Origin of the sequence: Streptomyces griseochromogenes (assembly GCF_001542625.1) — a bacterium.
In the GTDB taxonomy this organism is placed as follows: domain Bacteria; phylum Actinomycetota; class Actinomycetes; order Streptomycetales; family Streptomycetaceae; genus Streptomyces; species Streptomyces griseochromogenes.
The window spans coordinates 310,721-334,787 of the sequence record NZ_CP016279.1; the positions used below are offsets into that span (position 1 = coordinate 310,721).

Below are 24,067 nucleotides of genomic sequence, written 5' to 3' on the forward strand. Positions count from 1 at the left end.
TCCGGTTTGCCCGCGGCGCCTTCTTGTCGCTGCCGGCGAATGAAGAATTGCACGCCGCTGGAAGGCTGCCAAGACGTCAGTTCCGGCTCCAGGGGTAAGTATTGAGCACATTCGGCGGGTGCGGTAGATTCCGAGTCGGATGAGGCCGTGAATACGTATTGGATTACGCATCGGAATACGCATCCGAATGCGTATCGCCGATCGGGGCGTACGTATTCGGGAATTCCGAGTACGTATGGCGCACGGAATACGTATGTGCGTAGGCCCGCGCCGTCCGACTTCATCTTGTTTGACCTGAATCGATCTGACATGAGAGGAATCACGGAGGTGGTCCGCACCGTGCCTACGCACACGACGACGCCGCGCGTCCCGCGGTCAGGCCCCCGGGGTGAGGCCCTTCCACCGGGGCCGCCGGGAGACATCGACATGGCGGTGATGCGGGAGTCGCCGCTCGCCTTCATCACCGAACTGGCCCGCACCTACGGCGGGATCACCCGTCACCGGGCCGACGGCGAGACCGTCTACCTGCTCAACACCCCTGAGTACGCCCGTCATGTACTCAAGGACAACGGCGCCAACTACACCAAGGAGGGCACCCCGGACGACGCGATGCTGCGTCCGCTGCTCGGAAACGGGCTCCTGACCAGCAACGGCGACGACTGGGCCCGCCAGCGCCAGCTGACCGCCCCGGCCTTCAGGCCCAGCTCGGTCAGGACCTTCGACGGTATCGTCACCGACGCCACCTCCGGCATGCTGGAGCGCTGGCGCCCGGCGATCGAGACCGGCACCCCGCTCGCGGTGGACGATCACCTCACCGCGCTCACTCTGGGCATTCTCACCCGAGCCATCCTCGGCGCCGACCTCGACGGCATCGGTGAGGGCTTCGGGCGTGCGGTGGACGCCGTCAACCGGTGCATCGGCCACTACGTGCCCGACCCGGACCCCGACCCGGCGGACACCGCACGCCGGTTCGCGGGCTTCAGCCGCGCGCGGGCCTTCCTGGACATGGTGACCCGCACGCTGATCGCCTCACGGCGTGCCGCGGGGCCGTCGGCGCCCGGCTCCGGTCCCGGCCATGCCGGAAACCTGCTGGACACCATGATGTCCGCCGGCCACCTGGTCTCCGACGAGGATCTGCGCGACCAGGTGCTGACCGTCGTCATGGCCGGGCATGAGACCACCGCCAAGTCCCTGACCTGGACGCTCCATCTGCTGGACCGGCACCCGCACGAGGCGGCGAAGGTCCGCGAGGAGGTCGACCGGGTGCTCGGCGGCCGTCCTGCCAGGGCCGAGGACCTCGCCGACCTGCCGGTCTGCCAACGGGCCGTCAAGGAGGCGATGCGGCTCTACCCGCCCGTGTGGCTCATATCCCGCCGGGCGGTGGGCGCCGACGTCATCGGCGGGTACCACGTCGAGCCCGGCACGCTCGTCTGCGTCAGCCAGTGGGTGCTGCACCGGCACCCCGAGTACTGGGACGCCCCCGACGCGTACCGCCCGGACCGCTTCGACGGTGCCTCGCTTCCCAGCCATCTCTACCTGCCGTTCGGCGGTGGTGACCGGATCTGTGTCGGCCAGCACTTCGCCATGCTCGAGGCGGTACTGGTGCTCGCCACCCTCACCCAGTCCGTGCGGCTGGAGACCGTCGAGGGGTTCGAGGTGGAGCCCGAGGCCCTGGTCACGCTGCGCCCGAAGCACGGCATGACCATGATCGCGAGGCCCAGATGAGCGCGCCCCTCTCCCCAACGGTCCGCCCGCTGGGCGGCTCGTACGACCCGGCCCGCACCACCGGCGGCGGCCTGTCGGCCGAGCTGGCCCGTCTGGAGGCCCAGGCCGAACTCTCCTTCGCCGAGGAACTGCGCATCCTCCGCGACCTCGGCATCTGCTCCACTGCCGGCGGTCCCCGCCCCACCGTTCTCGAAGTCGGCGCGGGATCGGGCGCGGTGACCCGCCGGCTCCGCCCCGCGCTGCCGGCCGGCATCACGCTCATCGCCGCCGACATCGACGCCGGACTGCTGGCCCACGCCGCCGGTCCCGGTGTCACCTCGCTGGTCGCCGATGCCGTGGACATGCCGCTGGAGGACCGCAGCGTCGACTTCGTACTGCTGCGCTATGTGCTCCAGCACGTTCCCGACCCGGCCGCCGTACTGGCCGAGGTACGCCGGGTGCTGCGGCCGGGCGGCCGGGTCGCCTGCACGGAGGTCGACTCCTCCTGCTGGGGCGTTGCCGACCCGGCCTACCCGGAACTGGGCGGCGTGCACGCCAAGATGGCCGCCGCGCAACGCGCCGCGGGCGGGGATCGTACGATCGGCCGCCGCCTGCCCCGGCTGCTGCGGGCGGCGGGCTTCGAGGACGTCGTCCTGCGACCGTTCGCCACCACCAATGACGACCACCCCACGGACGCCTTCGCTCCACAACTGGGTCCGCAGCGCCTGGAGCCCCTGGTGGCCCAGGGCGTCCTCTCCCTGGCCGAACTCGCCCTCGCCTCGGATCGCTGGAACCGCTTCCGGGCGGACCCCGACGCCTGGGTGATGCTGCTCGGTCTCACCGTCGCCGCGACCGCTCCCGCAGGTCGCGGACCGCAGGAAACCCCTGAGAAAACCCCTCGCACCACCGAACGAAAGGCACCCAAGTGAATCCCAACGTGAAGATCTTCATCACGATCTTCTGCTACATCAGCGCCGTGGCGGGCCTGCTCACCTCCGTCATGGACGCCAGCCACAAGCCGGCCGACACCACCTCGGCCATCGTCGCCGGTGTGCTCGGCGTCGCCTTCCTGCTCGGCGGCATCGCCCTGACCCGTAAGCCCCGCTACTGAGCGGGGCGGTGGGGCGGCCGGGGTGAACGTGCCCCGGCCGCCCCACCGGGCCGCCGCCGGGACCGCTCGCGCGCAAGCCGACGCGCCTGCGGGTGCGGGCTGCCCCCGCGGTCAGGTGGGCCCGTTCGGGCTCCGGGAGAAGGCCGTGTCGCCGGCCATCGCCACGATGGCGTCCTTGACGAGCAGCACTCGCGGCGGATAAGCCTGCGTTTTGTCCCCGGGGTCGTCCAGTGCGGAGGTGCGCCACACCTCCGCTCCGGTGCGGCTGTCCAGTGCCAGCAGACGGCCGAAGCGGTTGGAGAAATAGACCCGCTTGTACGTCGCTGACACCGCGGGCGCGGACAGGCTCTCCACGTCCGTCACCTTCTGCCAGAGTTGTCTGCCGCTGTCCGCCGACACGGCGGTGACCGACCCGTCGGACCGGACGAAGTAGACGACGCCGTCCACAAGGGTGGCCGCGCCGGTCAGCGGATGTGCCAGCGGTATCCGTTTGACCTGCCCGGTTTCCGAGGCCACCCGCAGCAGCGCGTTGTACGGCCGTTCGTACCCGGATTCGTACACGTTCTTCGCGGTCTGGGGGGCGAGGAACAGGGGTTGCCCGCCGGCAGCGCCGAGCGCTTGTGCCTTCTTGGGCAGTGTGGCGGTTTCGGTCAGGCTGCCGGGTCCGAGCCTCATCAGCTCGATCGGGGCCTGGTCGGGCTCGCTGGCCTTCGAGCACAGGGCGTAGGGGACGCCTCCCGGCGCCGACGGAGTGCAGTACTCGTCCAGCGAGGGCGCCCGCCACAGTTCCTTGCCGGAGGGCCCGTAGGCCACGAACGACGAGGAGTCGGGAGACAGGGTCAGCAGTCCGCCGTCGTACAGGACCGCCTCCTCGGACGGGCTGATGCCGCGTTGCCACCGCCGGTGCCCGGTACCGGCGTCGAGGGCCACCACGCGCCTGGTCCTGTCGTCCGGTTCCTCGTACATGTAGACCAGCCCGTCGCGAACGCCGATCGGCTGCGTCCCCTGAGGGCGGGTGCCGGTCCGCCACAGGATGCGGCCGGAGGCCGCGTCGATCCTGGCGGCCGTGAAGCCCGTACCTCCGCAGAACAGGGCGGTTCCCTCCGCCACGCATCCGGTGCTGTCGTAGTCGAGAGGGACACCCTTCACGTCGTACCGCAGCTCCTTCTGCCACGGCCGCCAGCCGTCGGGCAGTGACGCGGCACGGGCGGAGGTCTCGGAACCGGTGGTGTCCCCATCGGACACGAAGACACTCACCCCGATACCCAGCGCCGCGCCGAGGCCGGTGAGCAGCATCCGGGCTCGGCGTCGCTTGCCGGCGCCGGTCGCGCCGCCCGTGGAGGGGGCGTCCGCGCTCCGAGAAGCGGGGCGGCCCGGGGGTTTCGCGGACCGGGTCTTCGGGGACCCGGTGGCGTCGGATTCCGGCAGCGTCTGGAGCATGCGGTGTATGTCCGTCAGTTCCGGCCGTGCGGCAGGGTCCTTGTCCAAGCAGCGCTCGACAATGCCCAGGAGTGCTTCGGGCACCCCGCCGAGGTCCGGGGTCCCGAACACCACCTGATAGCCGGTTATGTACGGGCTCTCGGCGTCGAACGGTCCCGTGCCGATGGCCGCGAACACCAGCAGCGACCCCAGCGAGAACACGTCCGAGGCCGGGGTGACGTCTCGGGGAGAGGCCAGTTGTTCCGGCGACATGAACGGCGGAGTGCCGATCATCCGCCCGGTCGTGGTGAGGCGCTGGTTGTCAGAAGCGCGCGATATGCCGAAGTCGATGACGCGCGGCCCGTCCCCGGTCATCAGGACGTTGCCCGGTTTGAGGTCCCGGTGCACCAGGCCCGCCCGGTGGATGTCGCGCAGCGCCTCGGTGAGCCCCAGCCCCAGCGCGCGCAGCTCCCGCTGGCTCAACGGGCCGTCCTTCTCCACGACTTCGGCGAGGTTGAGCCCCGGCACGTAGAGCGTCGCCATCCACGGCCGGTCGGCGTCCGGGTCGGCGTCCACGACAGGCGCGGTGAAGGCGCCGCTCACTCTGCGCGCTGCCGCGATCTCCTGCCGGAAGCGGGTCCGGAACTCCTCCTCCTGGGCATAGGGGCCGTGCACGAGCTTGACCGCGACCTGCCGTCCGGAGGCGGAGACTCCCAGATAGACGACTCCCATGCCGCCCGCCCCGAGCCGACCGAGAAGGGTGTATCCGCCTATGGACTCCGGGTCCCCGGTGCTCAGGGGCGTCATCACCGATCGTCCTTCCCCGCGCCTGCCTGCCTCACGGGGATCAGAGTAGGGCCTGCCGCCCCGGAAACGGAGCCGCCCATATCGCGCGTCGGTGCCCTGTGTCCCTGAGCCGCGCGATGGGCCATCCGAAAACGAATCGGTCGACTGTTGATACAGGCCGGCGGTGGACCAGGTTGCTTCGCTGCAACAGCGTTTTCGAGCCTGGTCTTTAGGCGACTTCGACGCCGGAGAGGGCATTAACCGGCCACAGTTGAGCCTGGCTGCCGGGAAGATTCTCCAGCACGCCGAACCTCCCCCGGGCATTGCGCATCTTCAGTTGTGCAGGCGCGCACTGACCTCGCGCGCCGCTTCGTATTCGAGGGGAGCCCGAAACTTCATGCAGACCAAGCTGACCGCCGTGGCCCTTGCGGCGATCGTCGTCGCCGGCACTGCCGCTGCCGCCGTCCCGGCCTCGGCCGCCCCCGCCAAGGCCGAGCCGACCCGCTGCCACACCGCCGACCTGAAGGCCGGCTTCGCCACGGGGGATGACGCGAAGCCGGAGATGCAGCAGACCAAGAAGCAGACCCAGGCGTACATCTGGTTCACCAACCGGAGCAAGCGCACCTGCACCCTGTCCGGCTTCGCCGGTGTCGACATGATCGGCGCTCAGAAGACCGACGGCACCTGGTCGCTGGCGCGCTCTTCCAAGAAGCCCGAGAAGATCACCCTGAAGCAGGGGGACACGGTGGACTTCAGCATCACCCTGCTCCCGGTGGCCAAGTCCACGTCGCAGAAGGAGAAGTTCGTTCCGGCGAAGTTCCTGGTCACCCCGCCGAACGAGACAAAGCACTTCACCCTGGAGTGGCCGTTCGGCGGCCAGATCCTCAAGCAGGACGGCGCCACCCACCCGGGCACCTACCTCAACCCGGTCGGTCTGTAACCAACTGGACGGCCGACAACTTCTCCCCGAGGTGATCAGGATCCCCAGTGAACGACGTGGAATTCTCCGATGCCGTGGAGACGGTCCTGCGGGATCTCCGGGCACAGTGCGCGGTGCAGCCAGACGTACGTTCGGATGACACGATCGGGATCACGCTCTGGGCCCCGGACGGTTCAGGCCAGGGCCTGACACCACATCCGGATGGCACCGCCGCGGAGTTGCTCGTGCACCTGGCAGATCAGGTCCAGGACTGGGCGGTGGAGGCACTGTGGTCTGAAGGCCTGTCGGCGGTCTGGCCACAGTGCCCGACACACCCGGACACGCATCCGCTGACGGCGACCGTCCGCACGGACGCGGCGGTGTGGGTATGTCCGAAGAGGGGAACGACGGTGGCGCGGATCGGGGAACTGAAGACCCACTAGAGCGGGCGGGGCCCGCGGCCGGCGACCGTCAGGGCCGGCCGTGCAGCGGCCCACGCCGGCGTCTCATGGTCTGTCTCGGCGCATATGGCCCACTCCGCCCGGGGGAGCCGGCCGGCCTCCGCCGTCGGGATGTCGACGTCGAAGCGTTGAAGGTCACGGTCCGCTGTGCCGAGCCGGAGCGTACGAACGGCCGCCGTGCTCCAGGCGACACCAGATCCGAAGCCGGAACCCGGACAGTCCACCTCCCCGCGTTCCTCCGCCGGGAGGTGCGTCTCCACATGGAGCTTCCCACGTCCGGGCCGGCGGTATCAGTCCGGTTCAGCCGACGTCCGGGGAGCCGCGGAACGCCCCGGCCAGTACGGGGACCAGCCACCGCTCGATCTGCTCAGGGGGCTCGGCGGCCAGTTCGGTACCTATGGGCGCCAGCACGAGCCAGTTCAGCAGGCCGGCCGCGCACCGGATGCGGAAGTCCAACTCCCGCTCGTCGACTCCGGGAGCATTCGTCGAGAGCTGCCGGACGATGTCCCGCCGGGACTGCTGGAACTTCGCCGTCAGCCGGCCCCAGCCCTCAGGGGGGTCGATCCCGACGCGAGCCACCGTCCGCATGACCGCCAGATCCCGTCCGCCGGCCGCCAGCGCACGCATCATCGGCCCGGCGAACGCCGCGGCCAGATCCTCGACGCCGGATGCGGGGTCGAGCGAAGCGACCTCGTCGATCTGAGCGTCCAGATACCGCTCCAGCGCGTTCTCGATCGCCGAATCGCACAGCGCCTTCAGTGACCCGAAGTGATAGCTCACCGCGGAGACGTTGGCTCCCGCGCGATCCGTGATCTCGCGGAGGGTCACACCCTCCTGGCCACGTCGCGCGAGCAACTCCTGCGTGGCGGCCAGCAGGCCGTCCCGCGTCCGCTGCCCGGCCTCGCGGCGTTGATCTGTCCGTTCTGTCGCCCTGGACACAACTCAAACAGCTGCTTGATTTTGCTGTCAAGCAGCCGATCGCCGGACGGCCGGCCCATCGGCGACCGCAGAACGCCAGGCCGGCGCCCGCCTCCCTCGGGGTGGGACACCACCCCAACACATAAATCAATCATTCGCTTGACATCTTTGTGGCGCCGTTCATACAGCCAAGCGAGCGTTTGATTGAAAAGCGCCGCACCCGGCGCGACCCCGTCTCGACGGATCTCGGATCCCGAGAACCACCACGGAGGAACACGACGTGAAGTCGCTCGGATGGAAGACGATCACCGCCACGGCCGCGGTCACGAGCCTGGCCGGTCTCGCCATCGCCGCCGCACCGACACAGGCCGCAAGCCCCGTCGCCGGCGGCGCACACGTCCGCACCGCCGGCAACTCGCAGGCCCACGCGGCCCTGAGCCCTCGCGAACTGGCGGCGCTGCCGCTCACCAACCGCCACTTGACCCGGCACGAGATAGCCAATCTCGCGGTCGTGCTGAACGCGTACCACGTGGCGGAGGGCAAGCGCCTGGACGTCCCCGCCTTCGTCAACAGCTTCGCCAAGGACGGCGTCTTCAACGACGAGGTCGCCGGCAAGGCCTACCAGGGCAAGGCGCTCGGTGACGTTCTGCCCTACATGGCCAACCTCTTCCCCGATGTTCACCGTGACCTCAAGCGCATCACCGTGAACGGAGACGTGATCAGCCTGGAGCTGTCGATCCGGGGCACGTTCGAGGGACCGCTCCAGACGCCGGCGGGCACCGTCAAGCCGACCGGCGCGAAGGTCGACGCGCCGACCGCCGACTTCTGGTACCTGCACAACGGCAAGGTCGAGAAGTTCAACTGCTACGTCGGCTACACGAAGATGTACTCCGACATGGGCGTGAACCTCGACTGGGCCTCGGCGGTCAACAAGCACTGAGCCGTTCCCCGGCGGGTGCGGCCCGGCACTACCGGCCGTGCGTCACCGGCCGGGGCCCGACTGGCCCGGCATGCCGGGCCCTTCGCTCTCGACACCCCGCTGAACCGCATCGTCGCCGACCGGCGCCGAAGCCCCGCATACAGCCGACGGTGCCCGCCGCCCCACGACGGCGGGCACCGTTGCCGGGCGGGTTCGGGGGCGTCGCCTCACCTCTGGGGCTTGCAGTCGTAGAGGGCGAAGCTGCCGCCGGTGCGGCGGCCGTAGGCGGTGGGCCGGATGCGGGTGCAGTGGGACTTCACCCAGGTCGTGGCGGCAGTGGTGGGGCGCTGGGTGGTGAGCAGCGCATAGCGCAGCTGGTGGGCGGTGACGAGGCTGCCGAGCTGCTGAGCGGTGGGGAACGGGGTGCTGCCGGTGAAGCCGCCCATGACGAGGATGGGCTCGGACTTCGCGCGCAGCAGAGGCTCGGCGGTGTAGGCGGCCTGGGTGGCGAGCAGGTACTTCTCGCCGTGGCGGTGCGTGGTGAGGTAGTCGAGCAGGGCGGTGTCGCGGGCGCTCGGCTGGTCGAGTCCTATCCTTCGCGGAGCGTGGCGGTGATGGACGCTGTCGTGGTACGCGTTGCCGACCGGACCGGTCATCGGCGAGGTGGTGGCGCCCGCGTAGAGCGGGTCGAGGCTGGAGACGGCCCAGCCGGCCGGTACGACCAGGGTGGCCGCGATCCCGGCGGCGAGGGCGGCGTGGACCATCCGCGGGGAGGTGCGCGGCCCGCGGGCCCACAGGCCCACCACGCCGCACAGCGCGAGCATCACAGCGACCGGCAGCAGCCAGGAGACGAATCGGGTCGGCCAGTCGAGCACCAGCGCCCACGCCGCCGTCAGCACGATCGCCGCCGGCAGCGCCATGTGCCGCCGGCCGCCCGCCGCGTGCTCCGCCTCCCGCACCGACTCGTACTTCGCCTCGTACTCCGACCGGAAGAGCGCGATCCCGCCGCCGGCCAGCGCGGCGAGCGCCGGGGCGATGACGGCCGTGTAGTAGGCGTGGTTGCCGTTGGAGGCGCTGAACACCACGGTGTGCACGGCCAGCCAGCCACCCCACATCAGAAATCCCGCGCGCAGCAGGTCGGTTCGCGGTTGCCCGGCGCGCCAGACGACGCCCAGGACCGCGGCGAGCACGGCGAGAGGCAGGAACCAGGCGATCTGCGGGCCGACCGTGTGGTTGATCAGCATGTCCCAGCCGGTGTTGCCGGTGGTGCGGCTGGCGGCGGTGCCCGCTACGGCGCCGAACGCGGTGGGATCGCTGCCGAAGCGGCTCAGGCCGTTGTAGCCGAAGACCAGGGCGAACGGATCGTTGTCGGACGTTCCGTCGAGGTACGGGCGGTCGGCGGCCGGTGTCACCCAGGCGATCAGCACCCAGGAGCAGGAGACCGCCAGCGCGACCGCACCGCCCAGCAGGACGCGCAGAGCCCGCTTCAACGGCGTCCCGGGCGCGACGAGTTGGTACACGGCGGCGAAGACCGGCAGCACCAGCCACGCCTGCAGCATCTTCGCCTGGAAGGCGAGCCCGACCCAGATCCCGCAGGTGATCAGCGGCAGCAGCCGCTCGGTGCGCACCGCCTTCTGCAGCGCTCCGGCGGCCGCCACCAGCAGCAGAGTGAGCGCGGTGTCCGGGATGGTGGCACGGTTGAGCACCACGGTGATCGGGGTGAGGGTGAGCGTCAGCGCGGCGATCAGCGCGGCGAACGGCCCGGCCCAGGCCCGTACGATCCGGTGCAACAGCCATACGGTGAGCACGCCCTCGACGACCTGCGGAAGCGCGGCCGCCCAGGTGTGCGGGCCGAAGAGCCAGACGGAGACGGCGTCGGGCCAGAAGGCGCCGGGCAGCTTGTCGATGCTGATCGAACCGCCGGCGTCGAGCCCGCCGAAGAAGAAGGCCCGCCAGCCGCCGGCCATCGACCGTATCGCCGCACCGTAGAAGGGGTGGAGCGCGGCGTGCCCGATGCCCCAGGAGTACAGCACCGTGGCGACGACCAGCACCGCGGCGAGCGCCGGGCGCTCCCAGCGCGGGGCGTCTTCCGTCCGGCCGGAGCGGCGGTTGGCCGCCCGGCTGCCTCGGTGCGCTCCGGTGGGCTGGACGGCGGGGATGGCGGTCATGGCAGTGGTCCTCGGATCAGCAGGTCAGGTGGAGCGGCGGCGCACTGGCGGCGGGATCACAGGCGGCGGGCCGCCCGGAAGCCGCGGGCGTAGAAGTCGGTGCCGTCAAGGAGCGAGCGGCCGGAAAGATCGCCCAGCGTGGGGCCGTTGGCGGCGGAGCGGCTGGAGTAGAAGCGGTGCCGGCCCTGGTCGTCGAGGCCCATGTACATGCCGCAGTGGTCGATGAAGTCCGGCCGGTCCTTGATGATGGCGAAGAAGACCAGGTCGCCGGGCTGAAGGAGACCCAGGTCGGTGGCCTGCTGCCTGCCGGTGTGGGGGATCACCGGGCGGCCGGGTCCGTAGGCGGCGATGGCGAAGGCGCGGCGCGGCAGACCGGTGCCCTGGGCGTTGGTGTTGTGCAGGGGGATGCCCATGCGGTAGCCCCACACCAGACGCTGGAAGCCGGAGCAGTCGACGTCGCCGTAGCGGGCCTGCTCCGGCTGCACGCGCGTGCCGTCCGGGAAGGTCCAGGGAATGCCCAGATAGTCGTAGAAGTCGGACTGTTCGTCGTGGTAGGCGAAGTCCAGCGGGTTGTTGACCTTGGAATTGCGCGGGCCGAAGTGCGCGGTGCCCGCGTAGCGCACGCCGCGGGCGTTGTGCTTGTCGCGCGCCCCGGCGCTGCTGTACTCGAACGCCACCGCGAAGACGTCCGGGCTGGTGTCGGCGAGCGCCTTGCCGAACCAGCCCTTGAACCAGGCGGACTGCTCCATGCCCCGCTGCCAGGGGTGCGGCAGCACCCGCACCCAGGCGTCCGTGGTCACCTTGGCCTCGGTGGTCCGCGGCTCGCTGAAGGTGCGGGCGGGCCCGGTGAGTACGGCCGTACGGGCTCCGTCGGTGAACGTGGCGAGCGTGCCGCCGTCGGCGGCACGGACCACGGTGCGGTCGGGGGCGGACAACCGCTCGAAGGTGTGCTTGCCGTTGCGCCGGGCGTTCGAGCCGGTGCCCGTGCCGTCGGCGGCCGTACCGCCGTGGTCGTCGCCGCCGTTGCCGCCGTGCCCGAGGTGGTCCCAGGCGAATCCGCCCGCCACCCCGGCGGCCGCAACGCCCGCGATCGTCCCGAGCATGGCGCGGCGAGTCGGGCGGCTGGGTCTGCCGGCGGGTGCGGAGTGCATGGCCGATCCTCCTGGAAGTGCGGGGTGAGAGGGCGTTGGGCTGGTCAGCCGGTGGGCAGGACGCCGATCAGCAGACCGGATACCAGCACCACGTACGTGGCCAGCGTCACCGCCGTGGTCGATATGAGTGTGGCCGCCAGCGGCTGGCGGACCATCTGGTAGGAGACCAGGCCCGGGACGATGAAGCCAAGGGTCTGTGACGTGTACAGCAAGGGAAACTCGTGGCTGAGGGCGAGCATCACGGTGGTCTGCATCAGCACCGCGCACAGCACCACGGCGGCGAACAGCCGCTTGCCGTAGAGAATCACCGTGCGTTGCACCAGCTTCGTCATGAAGTAGGTGAGCACCGCGACACCGACCATCAGCGCGGCCATCTTCACGTCGGTGACGAGTGTGAGGGCGATCCAGCCCGGGGTGATCATCCCGCCGGGGGAGAGATTGGTGGTCAGATAGCAGACGAGCGAGAAGATCAGCCCGAGGGCGATCCCGAGCGCGGCGGTCTGTGCGGTGAGGTTGGCGGGGATCACGGGTTCCTCGTGGACTGGGACGGATCGTAGGAGTGGTGCGGGTCGGCCGCGGCGCTTTCGCCGTCGGGCCGGCCCTGGCGGGCGGCGGACCGGCGGGCGAGTTCGCGCTGCTCCGGGACGTGGAAGGCGTACGTCGGTGTCTCCAGCGGTGCCACCCAGCTGTACGGCTCCGGCTCGGGCGGCCGGGCCGTCGCGATCCTCGGCCGGGGCAGCGCGATCTGCATGGTCTCCTGGTCCAGGCCGTCGCCGTCGGGAACGGCGTCCAGCGGATCCTCGGATTCGTCCAGCGGCAGCTCGGCGAGGCATTCCAGGAACAGCTCGCCCTGGCCGTGGATGTTGCCGATCGCCACCAGGGAGGAGGACGGGCCGAGCTCCGCGAGCATCGCCGCGGTCAGCTCCCGCGGGTCCCGGCGGTCGCCGCCGAGATCCACCACCCGCCCGGTGAAGCCGGCCGGAATCGCGTCGCGGGCGCTCTTGGTCGGGTGGCCGATCAGGAACACCGTCTCGGCGGCGAGGTCGGGGACGATCGCGCCCATCTGGCCGTTGCGCTCCACCCGGTCCGGGCGGCAGTTGACGACCACGTTGAGAGGCCGTCTGATCGCGCCCAGATCCTCCAGCTGCTTGACGTTCATCAGCGTCGACTCGGGGTCGTTGGCCGCGAAGACGTTGGCGAACCGCAGCCGCTTGCCCTCGGGGGTGACGTAGCGCTCCACCGACAGCACGCCCGGGTCGGGCGGCGCGTCCCACATGCCCTGCATCGCGGTCTGCCGCTCCACGCCGAGCAGCTCGGCGACGGCGAGCGCGATCGCCACGTTCTCCTTGAAGGTGAACCAGCTGAAGCCGCGCAGCTCCTCGTCGGTGACCGTCTCGGGGTCGGCGTAGACCAGCCTGCAGTTACGGGCGTCGGCCTCCTCCTGGAGGATGTGGAAGCGATCCTTCTCCGCCGTCACGCACACCCCGCCCACCGGCATCGAGCGGCAGAGCGAGCGGGCGACGTCGTCCAGCGTCGGCCCCATCTCCTCCAGATGGTCCTCGCGGACATTGCACAGCACGCCGATCGTGGAACGGATCAGCTTCTCCTGGTTGATCTCCTGCAGTGCGGGCATCACCGCCATGCACTCGATCACCAGCGCGTCCGGCCGGTAGGTCGCCGCCCGCCGCACGATGCCGATCTGCTCGACGACGTTGGCCAGCCCGAACTTGCGGTACACCGGCTCCTCGGTGGCATCCGGATGGATGAACCGGGCCGCGGTGCCGGTGGTCTTGGCCACCGTGACCAGGCCGCCGCCGCGCAGCGCGCCCGCGCACAGCCGGGTGATCGAACTCTTGCCGCGGATGCCGTTGACCAGCACCCGCGTCGGTATCTGCTCCAGCGAGGCGAAGTGCCGCTGCTGCTCCAGGATTCCGGCGATCCACAGCGCGGCGCAGCACAGCAGGACTATGACATAGAGGAAGAGCACGCCGATTCCGTCCTTCTACCGCTGGAGGGTGTTCTCGCGCAGGGACCGGGAGGGCTCGCCGACGTGGCCGGATCTGGCCGCCCGGTCGCGTTCCGCCAGGGCCTGACGCATCAGCTCCAGGCTGCGGGTGACCGAGCCGACCTCGTCGTGGTTGACCGGGTGCAGCACGGTGCGGCGGTCTCCACCGGCGAGCCGCTCGACGAGCAGGGCGACCGCGCGCAGCGGCCGGATCACCACGACGTGCAGCCAGCCCAGGCAGCCCGCGCTCAGGGTGAGGCCCAGGATCCCGGCGAGCATGGTGCGCTGCTCGGCCTGCACCGCGGGGATCTGGAGCGCCGCCGCCGGCTCCGCGGTCACCACGTGCCAGCCGAGGCGGGCCGTCGGGCCGCTCTGCGCCAGCGGCGCGGCGGCGTCGACCGATGGGCCGGAGGACGTGCGGAGCACTCGCGAGGTCGCGGTGCCCGCGGTCCCCGGGGCGCCCTGGGTGGCGCGGGCGAGACGGGCCAGGCCGGACTCGGGCAGCGACTGGAAGGCGCGGTAGCCCACGCTCGCCGCCAGCACCTTGTCGTCGCTGTCCGTCACCCAGACACTGCCCAGCTTCGGCCTGGGCAGAATGGAGTTGAGCGCCTTCACGTCGATCTCGCCGAACAGGACCACGCCGGCCGCCGAGGTCTTGCCCTTGACGGCGCGTACCTGGGCGTAGGCGGCGATCGCCGGGATCCGGCCCGAGGTGTTGACGGTGGTGATCCCGCCGCCGCCGGGCACGTGGACGAGGGTGCGCAGCGGTGTGTCGCCCACCCTGAGCGTGATGCCGCCCGAGCGATCCAGGAGATACAGCGAGCGGTACTGCTTGTGGTCGTCCAGGGCGTGCCGCAGAACCTCGGTCTGGGCGGCCCGGCTCCTGCCCGGCAGACTCGCGGCCGCGTCGCTCAGGTCGGTGTACGACTGGTCGAGGGACTGCCGGATCCGGTTCGTCGCGATCTCGGTGCGCGTCTGCTGGACGGCGAGGACCGGAGCCGGAACCGCGTTCGCGGTGTCCGCCCGGTTCAGCAGGAAGATCATCGGCACCGCCCAGCAGGCCACCACCACCACGCCGACCACGGCCAGCGCCCGGTAGCCCGGTCCGCGCCGGTGCGGGAACTCCTGCGGGCCGCTCTCGCCGAGCAACTGCCGGCGCAGTGACTCCAGTGCCCGCCCGATCCGGGCCAGTTCCCCGAAGCCATGCACCGGAACCGGCCGGGACAGCTCCTCCCACGCGATCGGCCCGTCCTCGGTCGCGCCCCGGGCCAGGCGGCCGGCGGACAGGTACAGCCGCAGCAGCGGCCGCTGTACGGAGAAGTGCAGCGCCAGCCCGAGCAGCAGCGCGAGCACGGCGAGCGCCCCCGCGGCCTTGAGCGCGAAGCCCGAGTAGTCGGCGTCGGCGGTCGTGGCGGGCACCGCGTGGGAGGTGAGCACCACCAGACCGAGGTCGTCGGTGTCGCCCGGACCGGTCGCCGAGGCGACCTGGGCCCAGCCGGCCACCGTGCGCCGGCTGCCCGTGGCGGCACCCAGCAGGCTTCCCGAGGCATCGGTGTCACGCCCCGACCCCTTCGCCGCACGGGTCGCCGCCGAGGGCAGACCGCTGTCGGCGGCGGCCGGCGACGCCTTGCCGTGGGCCGTGGTGGCGAGCGCGGTGCCGCTCGCGTCCAGCATGTCGGCGGTGCGTCCGGCGCCGTACGCCGTGGGTGCGGGGAGCGCCTCGGAGACCACCAGCAGCCACTGCCGTTCGGTCTGGCTCTGGACCTGGTTCTGGTCCTGGTTGGCGTCCTCCTGCTGCGCGGGCAGCGTGACCTTGGCGAAGTACACCAGTTGCCGCGCGCCGCTCGACGTCACCAGCCGGGGCGGGATCGCCCCGTGCCCGGACGCCGTCCTGGCGATGTCCAGCCCGGCCAGCGGCACCGTCTTGCCGCCGGCCGCAAGCAGTTTGCCGGTGTGCGGATCGAGCAGCGCACTGCCGAGGACCGTCTTCCTGGCAGAAGTCAGCGCTTTGAGCGCGGTCGCGGGGGTCGATGTGCTCGTCGCCGGGTACGCGTCGGCCGTACGGCGTACCGTGCTCGCCTCGACGTCGATCGTGGTGCGCATCGACAGCGCGGTGTCCGCGGCGATCTGCTGCTCCCCGTCCAGCACGGCCTGCGGCACACGCTCGGCGTGGATGCCGTCGAGGCCGATCATGGTCAGGGCGGCGACCACCAGCAGGAGTACGACGAGCGAGGCGATCGGCGGGCGCACCCCGCCAAGCATCGGCATATCGGCGCGGCGGCGGATGCGGTGTCGGCGCGGCGCCCGGGGTGCGGAGGGCAGGGCAGTGGATCCTTCCTCAATTGGCGCCGAGCGCCCGAATGTTCGATAGGGCGAACACTCTAGCCTCGCGCGATGACATAACCATCACACTTTCGTCCCTGTTTCGTACGTGTGAACCAGGTCACTGGGCGGGGGCCGACGCGTACGGGCTCCCGACACGCCGAAGGACGGACCCGTGAGCAGGACCCGCCCTTCGGATGTCCGGCCGGCCGTCCGGTCAGCCGTCCGGTCAGCGGACGAAAGAGATCTCCGGGTACCTGTTGTCGGGTCCGTCGAGCAGGGTGCTGTGCCGGTGGCGCAGCTCCTGGTCGAAGAAGGCCGCCAGATAGGCGCGCTGGACCGCGACCGCGCGGCTCGGGTCGATCGTGCCGTACTGCTGCTGGAGCTGAGCCTGGGAGAGCCCGAGCAGGCCCGCCTCCTGCGGCACCATCCACTCGTTGTCGCTGAACGACAGGTGCGCCGCGCCATGGAGTTGGACGTCGACCCGGTAACCCTTCAGATGCGACCACAGCGTGCGCCACGACCCGTCGTTGTTGCGGTTGTGGGTGCCGGAGCTGAAGAGCATGAAGGGGCGGTCCAGGTCCTTGCTCGGCGCCGTCCCGAAGAACTGGCCGTCCAGGTTGGCACCGGCGGCGATGCGGTGGTCGAGCTGCATGGCGGTGTCGACCGCGGCCCCGCCCAGCGACCAGCCGAACATCCCGATGCGGGACGTGTCCACCGACGTCGACAGCCCGGAGGGGAGTGTGGCGTGACCGACGTCCGGGTTGCCGCCCCTGCTGATCGTGCCGAGCTGGTTGATGACGAACCGGATGTCGGCCGCGCGCACCTTGAGCGTGTCGGAGGAATGGCTGCCCGCCGGCATCGTGTTGACCTCGAGCCGGTTGCCGGGGAACTGCACCTCGTTGGCGTCGTGGGTGTGGTCGACGGTGACGACGAGGTAGCCGCGGCTGGCGAGATCCTGGGCGAGCGCGGTGCCCATCGCGCGGTCCGAGTGCAGCCCGGTCGAGTACAGCAGGACGGGCAGCTTGCCGAGCTTGGTGTTCACCGGGGCGAGGACATGGCCCGCGGTCCTCGGCAGGGTCACCTGCTGCGGCGACAGCCCGCGCGAGGCGAGGAAGTGGGCGCCGGAGACCGACGGCATCCACGGCGCCTGGTAGTGCCCGGACGTGGCGGTGGCCGGATACCAGAGCGACACCATCAGCTCGCGAGGCTTGCTGCCGGGCACGTACGGATCGGTACGGGACTTGTCGACGAGGTGCAGGCCGACCATGCCCACGCTGTACTGCCCGGTCGGCGCGGGCATGTTGAGCTGTAGACCGGTCGGGGCCGTGCGGCCGGACGCGAGGGCGTCGGGATGTACGGGCTTGTGGTGCAGCGGCGCCTCGTCGTTCTCGGGCGCCCAGGGCGTGTGCTGGTCGGGCCGGTCGGGCTTGTCGGGCGAGAACCCGGTGGCCGCGGGCTTGCCGGACGTCTTCCCGGCGGCCATCGCCGGCGTTATCCCCACACCCAGAGCGACGGCCAGCGCACCCGCCGAACCGACCGCTCTGGCGATCACTCTGCGACGGTGGCGCGGGCGGCGGTGTTTCATGAAACCCCCTTGTTGTTCAGCGATCGCAGAACGGGCGATCGACTGCCGCACACCGTACCGCCGCAGCGGCCGCCGGACCCGCGCGCCCCGGATGCCCTCGTAGTGACTTCACGTACCGGATGCCGAACGTGTTCAAAGTTCGAGCACGCCCCGAAGGGGCGCGAGACCGATGTGATCAGCGACGACTACGTGGCGCGGTAGGAGCCCGGCACCGGAGAACCGGTGGTGCGACGGCTGAACCTCTCGTGGCTTCGGGATGCCCGGCTCGGACAGGACGGCCGGGTGTGTGTCCGGTTCCGTGTCCCGTTTCGCATGCCGCGCGGGGCCGGACCCAACGGGTCCGGCCCTGGCGGGCTGGCCGGCCGGATGACGGTGGTCGGCTGCCGGGGTGCGCGGTGTCCTCGCGGCGTGGGGGTGGTCAGCGGGCGCTGCCGAGGTTGCGGTCGGCGTCGGAGCCCTTGAGCATCAGGGTGGTCTCCTCGATGCGCTGGAAGCGGCCGTCGGGGGAGAGGTCGGCGAAGACGTAGACCTCCATGCTCACGGTCGAGCCGTCCTTCTTCGTGAAGTGGCAGGTGTGGCGGTCGGCGTACTTGGTGCCGTCGTAGAGCTCTTCGTGGACCTCGACCTCGCCGCCGGTGACGAGCGTGCGCAGGTGGGCGATGTGGTCGAGGAACTCGGTGCGGTCGGCCCACTCGCCGTCGGTGCGCTGGCGGTAGTCGGGGGTGAAGTGGCGGTCGGCGGCCTCGGCCAGGGTGATGTCCTCGTTGAGGAGCAGGTCGGTGAGAGCGGCCTTGATGCCGGTGCGGGTCATGGGAGGTCCTCCAAGTGGATGCAGAAGAGAGGGATTCGCGGCGGTGCCTGGTGGGCCGGGGCCTCAGGCGCTGGTGCCGGCGAGGGTGTCGTCGAGCCAGTCGTAGATGCGGGCGAGGGACAGGCGCATGGCGCCGGGGTGGCAGTGGGCGCCGGCGCCTTCTTCGGCGGTGAACACCATCAGGGTCTTGGGGCAGGTCAGGTGGTCGTAGAGCTGCTCGGGCTGGCCCTTGAAGAACTCGTCCTCGGCGGCGTCGCAGACGAGGGTGGGGCACTGGATCTTTTCGGCGATGCCGTCGGCGAGGGTGTAGTCGAGGTACGAGGCGTTGAAGGCACGGGGGGTGTCGACACCCATGACGTACATGCCGTGGTTGATCGCCCACCGCGCGGTCGCGTCGGTGGCCATGATCCGTTCCATCGCGGCGTCGAGTTCGGGGGCGGAGTCGGCGCGCAGGAGGCGTTCGGCTGCCTCGCGGTCGCCGGGGATGTTGCGGACGGATATCTGGCCGAGGTCGTAGACACCGTCGACGGCCATCAGTGCGGCCAGGCGGTGTTCGAAGGCCGCGGCCCTGGGGGCGAGTACGCCGCCCATGCTGGTGCCGAGGAGTGCGATGCGGCTGTTGTCGACCTCGGGGAGGGTTTCGGCGAAGTCGATCACCGGGGTGATGACGTTCTCCCAGTCGGGGCGGAAGACCAGGTCCTGGTGGTGACGCGGTCCGGGCTGTCCGGGGCCGTCGAAGACCAGCACGGTGTAGCCGCGCTCGACGCCGGCCAGTGCCCCGAAGAAGTGCATCTCCTCCGCGGTGCCGTCGAAGCCGTTGTGCATGATCAGGGTCGGCCGCGGTGTCCCTGAGTCGTCGGCCCGGTAGAGGTAGCCGGGCAGGGTGGTGTCCTCGTAGGGGATGCTGACCGGTTCGATGACCGGGGTGAACAGTGCCGCCGCCGAGCGGAAGCAGGCCACGGAGCGGTCGTAGGCGTGGTCGTGGCGGGGGTCACAGGGGTGGCCGTGCAGGAAGAACTCGGCCGAGCGGTAGTAGTTCGACGCCCGCAGGAATCCGTCCCGGGCGCTGACCGTGTGGCCGGCGTCCAGGGCCTTCTGCGCTTCGGCGGACACCCGGTCGGCGGTGGCCAGCCACTCCTTGTGCCAGCTGTCGTAGTCGCCCTCGACGATGCGCTCGCTGGTGGAGACGACCTCGCCGAAGTCGGCGCCGCCGTAGGCGATGTGGCTCATCGAGCGCAGGGTCTCGTACCAGAACTGGGTGTTGTTCGGGAACAGCAACTGCTTCATGGCACTCTCCTCTGCTCCGCAAGCACAGATCTGTGCTTGCGGAGATCACTGTAGACCCATGGGCGCCGCGAAGCAAACATCTGTGCTTACGATGTGGGGGTGACTTCGAAACAACCGACCGCACGCATCCGCAAGAGTTCCGAGCAGGTCCGCTCAGCCGTCCATCAGGCGGTCATCGACCTGCTGTCCGACTCCGACGGTGCGGACCTCACCATCCCCGCGATCGCGCAACGCGCCGGGGTCAACCACACCAGCATTTACCGGCGTTGGGGCGGTCGTGAGGCTCTCCTGGCCGACGTGGTCACCACCCGCCTCGAACGGGACTGGCCGCTGAACGACACCGGCACCCTGCGCGGGGACCTCACCGCCTGGGTGGAAGCGGGGGTGGCGAGCATCCGCACACCCGAAGGCCGCCTTCTCGTACGAGCCGTTGCCCTGTCCATGCCGAGCAGCGCCCACACGCAGGCGGAACGCGTACAGCACTTCCAGCGCCGGATCCACTCCATCGAGAGCATCCGCGAGCGGGCCGCAGCCCGTGGCGAGACCCCCCCGCCCCTGGAGGAGATCCTCGACCAGCTCATCGCACCGCTCTACCTGCGGGCGATCTTCGGCATCGACCCGCCGGCCTCCGGCTACGCGGAACTCCTCGTGGGCAGGCTCCTCGGCGACACGGGTGCGCCGGGCGCGGCGTAAGCGTGGCGCACCCAGGGCGATGTCGCGGCCGGGCTGGACGACATGGTTCGCGTCGGGCGTGGGAAGCGCCACCAGGACGGGCGTGCGCACCACAAGGAGGAGTCCACCGGCAGTCGGACCGGCTCTTACGGCGCGGATGTGGTGCGCGCACTGCCTGCGGGGCAAGACGACAAAGAACCCCCGGGCCGTCCCGCTCGGGCGGCACCACCGGTTGTCGCCGCGCAGTCCGGCGGCGACAACCGGGCGGAGCGGGCCGTACCGGCCTCGTGCGGCTTGCGGCTCATTGCCGAACCGTTGGCCCCTCCGGGACGCGGTTCTCGCGTCCGGTCCGCTCACAGACCGGGTGCCACATCCTCGGTTTTCCAACCCGCGAACGGTGCATGACCTGTCGTCGCCCCGGAAAGCGTCACCAACCGAGTGCGTCCTCGTCGGCTCGCGCGTCCCAGTCCGGCGTGACCGGGCGCGCGTCGTGGCAGGTGAAGCCGAGGCGGGTCAGCGCTCGGTGCATCTCGACCGAGGTGAAGTCGCGGCGGTTCTGCCTGGTGACCACTTCCCCGACCTGCATCACGGGGTAGACGCGGCGGTCGATGGTCACGCACACGCCGGTGGCGGGTTCGGGCGTGATGCCGCCCATCGACTGCTCGACCTCGATCTTGGTCAGGTCGAAGGGGAAACGGGCGATGACACAGCGCATGGATGCCTCCATAGAGCGGTCAGGGGGTGAGGGCGAGGATGCCCAGGGCGTAGCCGTGTTCGTCGATCACGGGGGACACGTGCAGGGCCCGGACCCGCATGGCGGCTTCCGCCTCGCTGAGTACGGCCCTGGACGAGGTGAACGGTCCGCGGTCGAGCGGGATGTCCCGCAGCCGGGTCCGGTCGCAGTACCACGAGCCGCCGCGGTGCGCGGCGAGCTGGGTCCGGGTGACCAGTCCCGCGCACCGCCCGTCCTCGTCCTGGAGGAGCAGGTGGGGGACGCGGGCACCGATGAGCACGGACAGGGCCACGTCGACCGTCATATGGTCGTCGACCTGCGGCCCGGGAGCGTGCATGGCGTCGCGGGCGGTCAGACCGATGCCGTAGGCGCTGTCGGCCTGCTGTGTCCGGGACGGATACTGCGTCAAGGGCTTCTCCTCTTCGGCGGGGCGGGCGACGGATCTGCCTGACTGCTGGGAGTGCATCCCCGTACGGGGGCTACGGGGTGTTCCTCGGGGCGGAGCGATGGGCTCGGGCGGCGGCCCGGCCCCTGCGATTCCGGCCGGTCTGCGCGGTACGCGCAGTGATGCCGGCGTCGGCCGTCAGGCGGTACACCGCGCGGGGCTGGTGCGGCAGGACGAGGGTGACGACGGTGCCGGACTCGCCAGGGCGTTCGGCAGGGTGGCCGCCTGGATCGGGAAGGGAACGGTCACGCCCTCGGTGCGGAGCGCGGCCAGCAGCCGTTCGGGCATGTCCGGTTCGGTGAACGTCTCGACCGCGGACAGCGGCTCGGTGAGGGTGACCGGCAGGGCGAACTCCTGTCGGTGCGCGGTGGAGCGTGCTCCCCGGGCGCTCTTTCGCCCGGCGCCCGGACGAGGACCTTGCCGGCCCGTCTCCTGCGTACGGAAGCGACTGCCGCGAGCGGAGCCCGTCGAGCGGGTGGAACTTCTGTCCGTGCGTAAGCGAACGGAAATTTCGCCGGCTTGACGGGCGTGGTTCATGCGGGAACCTTCCTCGATGCGGCGTATCGAGGAATTCCGGCCAGCGGCGGGCCGCAGCACGAGGAATCGCAAGAATGAGCCGAAGAGAAATGCGAAAAGCTGGGTAAAGCAATGAGCTGGGGCCCGCACCCCAAGAGCGCGGGCCCCAGCCACATGATGCGCGAACCAGTGGCTCGCGACGTTCGCGTCAGCGTCAGGCGGGAACGATGTTCTCGGCCTGCGGGCCCTTCTGGCCCTGCGTGACGTCGAAGCTAACCTTCTGGCCTTCCTGAAGCTCGCGGAAGCCACCGTTGCTGATGATGTTCGAGTAGTGGGCGAACACGTCAGCGCCGCCGCCGTCCTGCTCGATGAAGCCGAAGCCCTTTTCCGCGTTGAACCACTTCACGGTGCCAGATGCCATATTGAATCTCCCTTGAGGGGCAGTGCCGAACTCCGCACTTTGCCGAGTCCGAGTCGCCGCGATGATCACCCCTCCGGAAAGATCCCGGAAAGCTCTGCAAAGAAAAAATCTCTGGTAACCAAAACTGCAACTGCTATCACGTTAACACAGCCGGGTGGAAGCGGTCATGTGCCTTTTGGGATCGCTCGCTTATTCTCATCCCGCTGGAGGCTGTATATCTATATTGGTGAGACTAGGTATCCGCGCCGTGCTCGTCCAGCTTCCGGCGCATTTCCCGGTTCAGACGGAGGGCGTCATCGAGCTGGTCCTCAAGGGAGATGATGCGGCACGCGGCCTCGACGGGGGTGCCCTGGTCGACCAGCTCCCGGGCGCGGGCGGCGATGCGCAACTGACGGCGGGAGTACCGGCGGTGACCGCCTTCCGAACGCGGAGGAGTGATCAGCCCGGTCTCGCCGACGGCCCGGAGGAAGGCGGGGGTGGTGCCGAGAACGTCTGCGGCCCGCCCCATGGTGTAGGCGGGGTAGTCGTCATCGTCGAGGCTGCCTGCGGCAGAAACGTTCTCAGCGGGCATGGCACCTTCGTTTTCGGGGACGCGGCAAGGGACCCGGGCGTGCCTGGCACCGGTCTCCGAAGGATTCAGCGCCATCCGCGTCGTGCGACAACCCTAACTCCGGCAGGCGCGGAGATGTGGGCTCGCCATGACAGATCTCCTTCCGCGCGCGGCCCGACGATCCGCCGCAGTTCCCCCCGCCCGTGCCGCCGGGCGGGTCGAACCCGCGCGCTCAGCTCGCGAAGTGGCCCTGCTCCGGCGTCAGTCCCACTGCGGACATGAGCGATTCGGCGGCCGGCTCGGTGGCCGTCGGCGGCACGACCAGCAGATCCCGGCGCCCATGGGCGGGGGCCATCAGAACGATGGTGCTCGGCGTGCGCTCCGTGGTGGTCCTGCGCAGCCGGACGACCTCGTTGCAGACGAGCATGCGGCCCGGTGCCCCGGCCCACCCCGTGCCGTTCACCAGGACACTGACGATCCGGCCCCAGGCACAGGGCAGACCGGAGAGCAGCGGCGGCAGTTCCGTCAGAAGATCGAAGGTACGCGGCCACCAGGCCCCGTCGATACGGCGGGGCACGGTGCTCTCGGGCGCGAGGTACAGGCGGAGGACGGGCGGGGCCGGTGGCGGGCGCCGTAGTCGGTCGTTCATGAGGTGTCCTGTCGAGTGGTTCGGCGCGGTACGACGTCCTCGGCCGGACGGTGCGCCTCGGCGGCCAGGATTGCGCTCGCGGGGAGGTGGAGTGCGGCGTCGGCCGTTCGTCCCTCCCAGGCGTCCTGTGCGTTCGGGTAGGCGGGGAAGCGGTCGAGCAGGCCGGTGTGGCGGAAGACCAGGTCGGTCGTGTGGTTGTCGTACACGATGCGTATCCAGCCGCCCCGGGCGCGGCAGTCGGACCACGCCTCGCACAGTGGCGTCAGGATGCTGCAGTCGGTGAAGGTCACCTCGCTCAGGTCCACGATCAGGAGGAGCCGCCCGGGCCGGGCCGCGCGGGCCGCGGCCAGGGCGCGGACCAGTGGGGCCACGGTCCGCGTGTCCAGTACGCCGTGTGCGCGGACGATGCGGCACTCCTCGAAGAGCGCAGGCGCTTCGTCCTGAGTGGGCAACGGCTCGCGCGAGGATGGTGGTTGAGGCCGGTCGGTCGTGCCTGCCGTGGGCTCCCAAGG

Annotated in this window: 23 protein-coding genes and 2 pseudogenes; 8 read left to right on the top strand and 17 right to left on the bottom strand. The window is 70.4% G+C overall.

What is annotated here, in order from left to right; genetic code table 11:
* Window positions 1-426: 426 nt before the first annotated feature.
* Genes AVL59_RS01470 through AVL59_RS01480 form a run of 3 tightly spaced genes read left to right on the top strand, consistent with a single transcriptional unit; the run spans window position 427 to window position 2,815 of the window.
* Entirely contained in the window at window positions 427-1,725 is a 1,299-nt protein-coding gene (locus tag AVL59_RS01470; RefSeq protein ID WP_067299401.1) for a cytochrome P450, read from the top strand.
* Entirely contained in the window at window positions 1,722-2,633 is a 912-nt protein-coding gene (locus AVL59_RS01475; RefSeq protein ID WP_067299402.1) for a class I SAM-dependent methyltransferase, read from the top strand. Before AVL59_RS01470 ends, AVL59_RS01475 begins: the two co-directional genes overlap by 4 nt.
* The gene (locus AVL59_RS01480; protein WP_067299403.1) at window positions 2,630-2,815 is read left to right on the top strand and encodes a hypothetical protein; all 186 of its coding nucleotides are present in this window, start codon (window positions 2,630-2,632) and stop codon (window positions 2,813-2,815) included. Before AVL59_RS01475 ends, AVL59_RS01480 begins: the two co-directional genes overlap by 4 nt.
* 111 nt (window positions 2,816-2,926) lie before the next feature.
* Here AVL59_RS01480 and AVL59_RS01485 read toward each other — a convergent pair whose 3' ends face one another.
* Window positions 2,927-5,041, bottom strand: a complete 2,115-nt coding sequence (locus AVL59_RS01485; protein WP_067299404.1) for a protein kinase domain-containing protein — start codon at window positions 5,039-5,041, stop codon at window positions 2,927-2,929.
* A gap of 376 nt (window positions 5,042-5,417) precedes the next feature.
* Here AVL59_RS01485 and AVL59_RS01490 point away from each other — a divergent pair, with 376 nt between their 5' ends.
* The 3 genes and pseudogenes from AVL59_RS01490 to AVL59_RS53850 form a co-directional block, all read left to right on the top strand.
* Window positions 5,418-5,960 carry a DUF4232 domain-containing protein gene (locus AVL59_RS01490; protein ID WP_067299405.1) on the top strand — a complete coding sequence of 181 codons (543 nt, stop codon included), beginning with the start codon at window positions 5,418-5,420 and terminating at the stop codon, window positions 5,958-5,960.
* Between the two features lie 47 nt (window positions 5,961-6,007).
* Complete coding sequence (locus AVL59_RS01495) at window positions 6,008-6,382, top strand: hypothetical protein (RefSeq protein ID WP_067299406.1); 375 nt, start codon at window positions 6,008-6,010, stop codon at window positions 6,380-6,382.
* A gap of 47 nt (window positions 6,383-6,429) precedes the next feature.
* A pseudogene (locus tag AVL59_RS53850) lies at window positions 6,430-6,666 on the top strand (site-specific integrase); the annotation flags it as partial.
* Between the two features lie 34 nt (window positions 6,667-6,700).
* Here the strand turns inward: AVL59_RS53850 and AVL59_RS01505 are convergent.
* Window positions 6,701-7,339 (bottom strand): TetR/AcrR family transcriptional regulator, encoded by a 639-nt coding sequence (locus AVL59_RS01505; protein WP_208870286.1) that lies wholly within the window; start codon window positions 7,337-7,339, stop codon window positions 6,701-6,703.
* Window positions 7,340-7,598: 259 nt separating this feature from the next.
* Between AVL59_RS01505 and AVL59_RS01510 the strand changes: the two genes are divergently transcribed.
* Window positions 7,599-8,258 carry a nuclear transport factor 2 family protein gene (locus tag AVL59_RS01510; protein WP_067299408.1) on the top strand — a complete coding sequence of 220 codons (660 nt, stop codon included), beginning with the start codon at window positions 7,599-7,601 and terminating at the stop codon, window positions 8,256-8,258.
* A gap of 206 nt (window positions 8,259-8,464) precedes the next feature.
* Here the strand turns inward: AVL59_RS01510 and AVL59_RS01515 are convergent, their stop codons facing one another.
* The 8 genes from AVL59_RS01515 to AVL59_RS01550 form a co-directional block, all read right to left on the bottom strand.
* A complete protein-coding gene (locus AVL59_RS01515) occupies window positions 8,465-10,405 on the bottom strand; it encodes an ArnT family glycosyltransferase (RefSeq protein ID WP_067299409.1) in 1,941 nt (646 codons plus the stop codon).
* A 56-nt stretch (window positions 10,406-10,461) separates the two neighbouring features.
* Window positions 10,462-11,556, bottom strand: a complete 1,095-nt coding sequence (locus tag AVL59_RS01520) for an NlpC/P60 family protein (RefSeq protein WP_067299410.1) — start codon at window positions 11,554-11,556, stop codon at window positions 10,462-10,464.
* 44 nt (window positions 11,557-11,600) lie between these two features.
* Complete coding sequence (locus AVL59_RS01525; protein ID WP_067299411.1) at window positions 11,601-12,083, bottom strand: poly-gamma-glutamate biosynthesis protein PgsC/CapC; 483 nt, start codon at window positions 12,081-12,083, stop codon at window positions 11,601-11,603.
* The gene (gene pgsB, locus AVL59_RS01530; protein ID WP_067299412.1) at window positions 12,080-13,543 is read right to left on the bottom strand and encodes a poly-gamma-glutamate synthase PgsB; all 1,464 of its coding nucleotides are present in this window, start codon (window positions 13,541-13,543) and stop codon (window positions 12,080-12,082) included. The genes AVL59_RS01525 and pgsB overlap by 4 nt, the downstream gene beginning before the upstream one ends.
* A gap of 15 nt (window positions 13,544-13,558) precedes the next feature.
* On the bottom strand, window positions 13,559-15,811 hold the full coding sequence (locus AVL59_RS01535; protein ID WP_237281412.1) for a HAMP domain-containing protein: 2,253 nt from the start codon (window positions 15,809-15,811) through the stop codon (window positions 13,559-13,561).
* 301 nt (window positions 15,812-16,112) lie between these two features.
* Complete coding sequence (locus AVL59_RS01540) at window positions 16,113-17,438, bottom strand: alpha/beta hydrolase family protein (protein ID WP_237281413.1); 1,326 nt, start codon at window positions 17,436-17,438, stop codon at window positions 16,113-16,115.
* 451 nt (window positions 17,439-17,889) lie between these two features.
* A complete protein-coding gene (locus tag AVL59_RS01545) occupies window positions 17,890-18,282 on the bottom strand; it encodes a nuclear transport factor 2 family protein (protein ID WP_067299414.1) in 393 nt (130 codons plus the stop codon).
* Window positions 18,283-18,345: 63 nt separating this feature from the next.
* On the bottom strand, window positions 18,346-19,569 hold the full coding sequence (locus AVL59_RS01550; protein WP_067299415.1) for an alpha/beta hydrolase family protein: 1,224 nt from the start codon (window positions 19,567-19,569) through the stop codon (window positions 18,346-18,348).
* A 99-nt stretch (window positions 19,570-19,668) separates the two neighbouring features.
* Here AVL59_RS01550 and AVL59_RS01555 point away from each other — a divergent pair, with 99 nt between their 5' ends.
* The gene (locus tag AVL59_RS01555; RefSeq protein ID WP_067299416.1) at window positions 19,669-20,262 is read left to right on the top strand and encodes a TetR/AcrR family transcriptional regulator; all 594 of its coding nucleotides are present in this window, start codon (window positions 19,669-19,671) and stop codon (window positions 20,260-20,262) included.
* 406 nt (window positions 20,263-20,668) lie between these two features.
* Here the strand turns inward: AVL59_RS01555 and AVL59_RS01560 are convergent, their stop codons facing one another.
* The 7 genes and pseudogenes from AVL59_RS01560 to AVL59_RS01590 form a co-directional block, all read right to left on the bottom strand.
* Entirely contained in the window at window positions 20,669-20,956 is a 288-nt protein-coding gene (locus AVL59_RS01560) for an SCO5918 family protein (RefSeq protein ID WP_067299417.1), read from the bottom strand.
* Between the two features lie 19 nt (window positions 20,957-20,975).
* Window positions 20,976-21,383, bottom strand: a complete 408-nt coding sequence (locus AVL59_RS01565; protein ID WP_067316772.1) for a CBS domain-containing protein — start codon at window positions 21,381-21,383, stop codon at window positions 20,976-20,978.
* A 234-nt stretch (window positions 21,384-21,617) separates the two neighbouring features.
* Window positions 21,618-21,956 (bottom strand): annotated as a pseudogene (locus AVL59_RS01570) (DEAD/DEAH box helicase); the annotation flags it as partial.
* A gap of 193 nt (window positions 21,957-22,149) precedes the next feature.
* Window positions 22,150-22,356 (bottom strand): cold-shock protein, encoded by a 207-nt coding sequence (locus tag AVL59_RS01575; protein ID WP_067116135.1) that lies wholly within the window; start codon window positions 22,354-22,356, stop codon window positions 22,150-22,152.
* Window positions 22,357-22,588: 232 nt separating this feature from the next.
* Complete coding sequence (locus AVL59_RS01580; RefSeq protein ID WP_067299419.1) at window positions 22,589-22,927, bottom strand: helix-turn-helix domain-containing protein; 339 nt, start codon at window positions 22,925-22,927, stop codon at window positions 22,589-22,591.
* Window positions 22,928-23,138: 211 nt separating this feature from the next.
* Entirely contained in the window at window positions 23,139-23,555 is a 417-nt protein-coding gene (locus AVL59_RS01585) for a DUF5994 family protein (protein ID WP_067299420.1), read from the bottom strand.
* Entirely contained in the window at window positions 23,552-24,007 is a 456-nt protein-coding gene (locus AVL59_RS01590) for an STAS domain-containing protein (RefSeq protein WP_067299421.1), read from the bottom strand. The genes AVL59_RS01585 and AVL59_RS01590 overlap by 4 nt, the downstream gene beginning before the upstream one ends.
* Window positions 24,008-24,067: the final 60 nt, after the last annotated feature.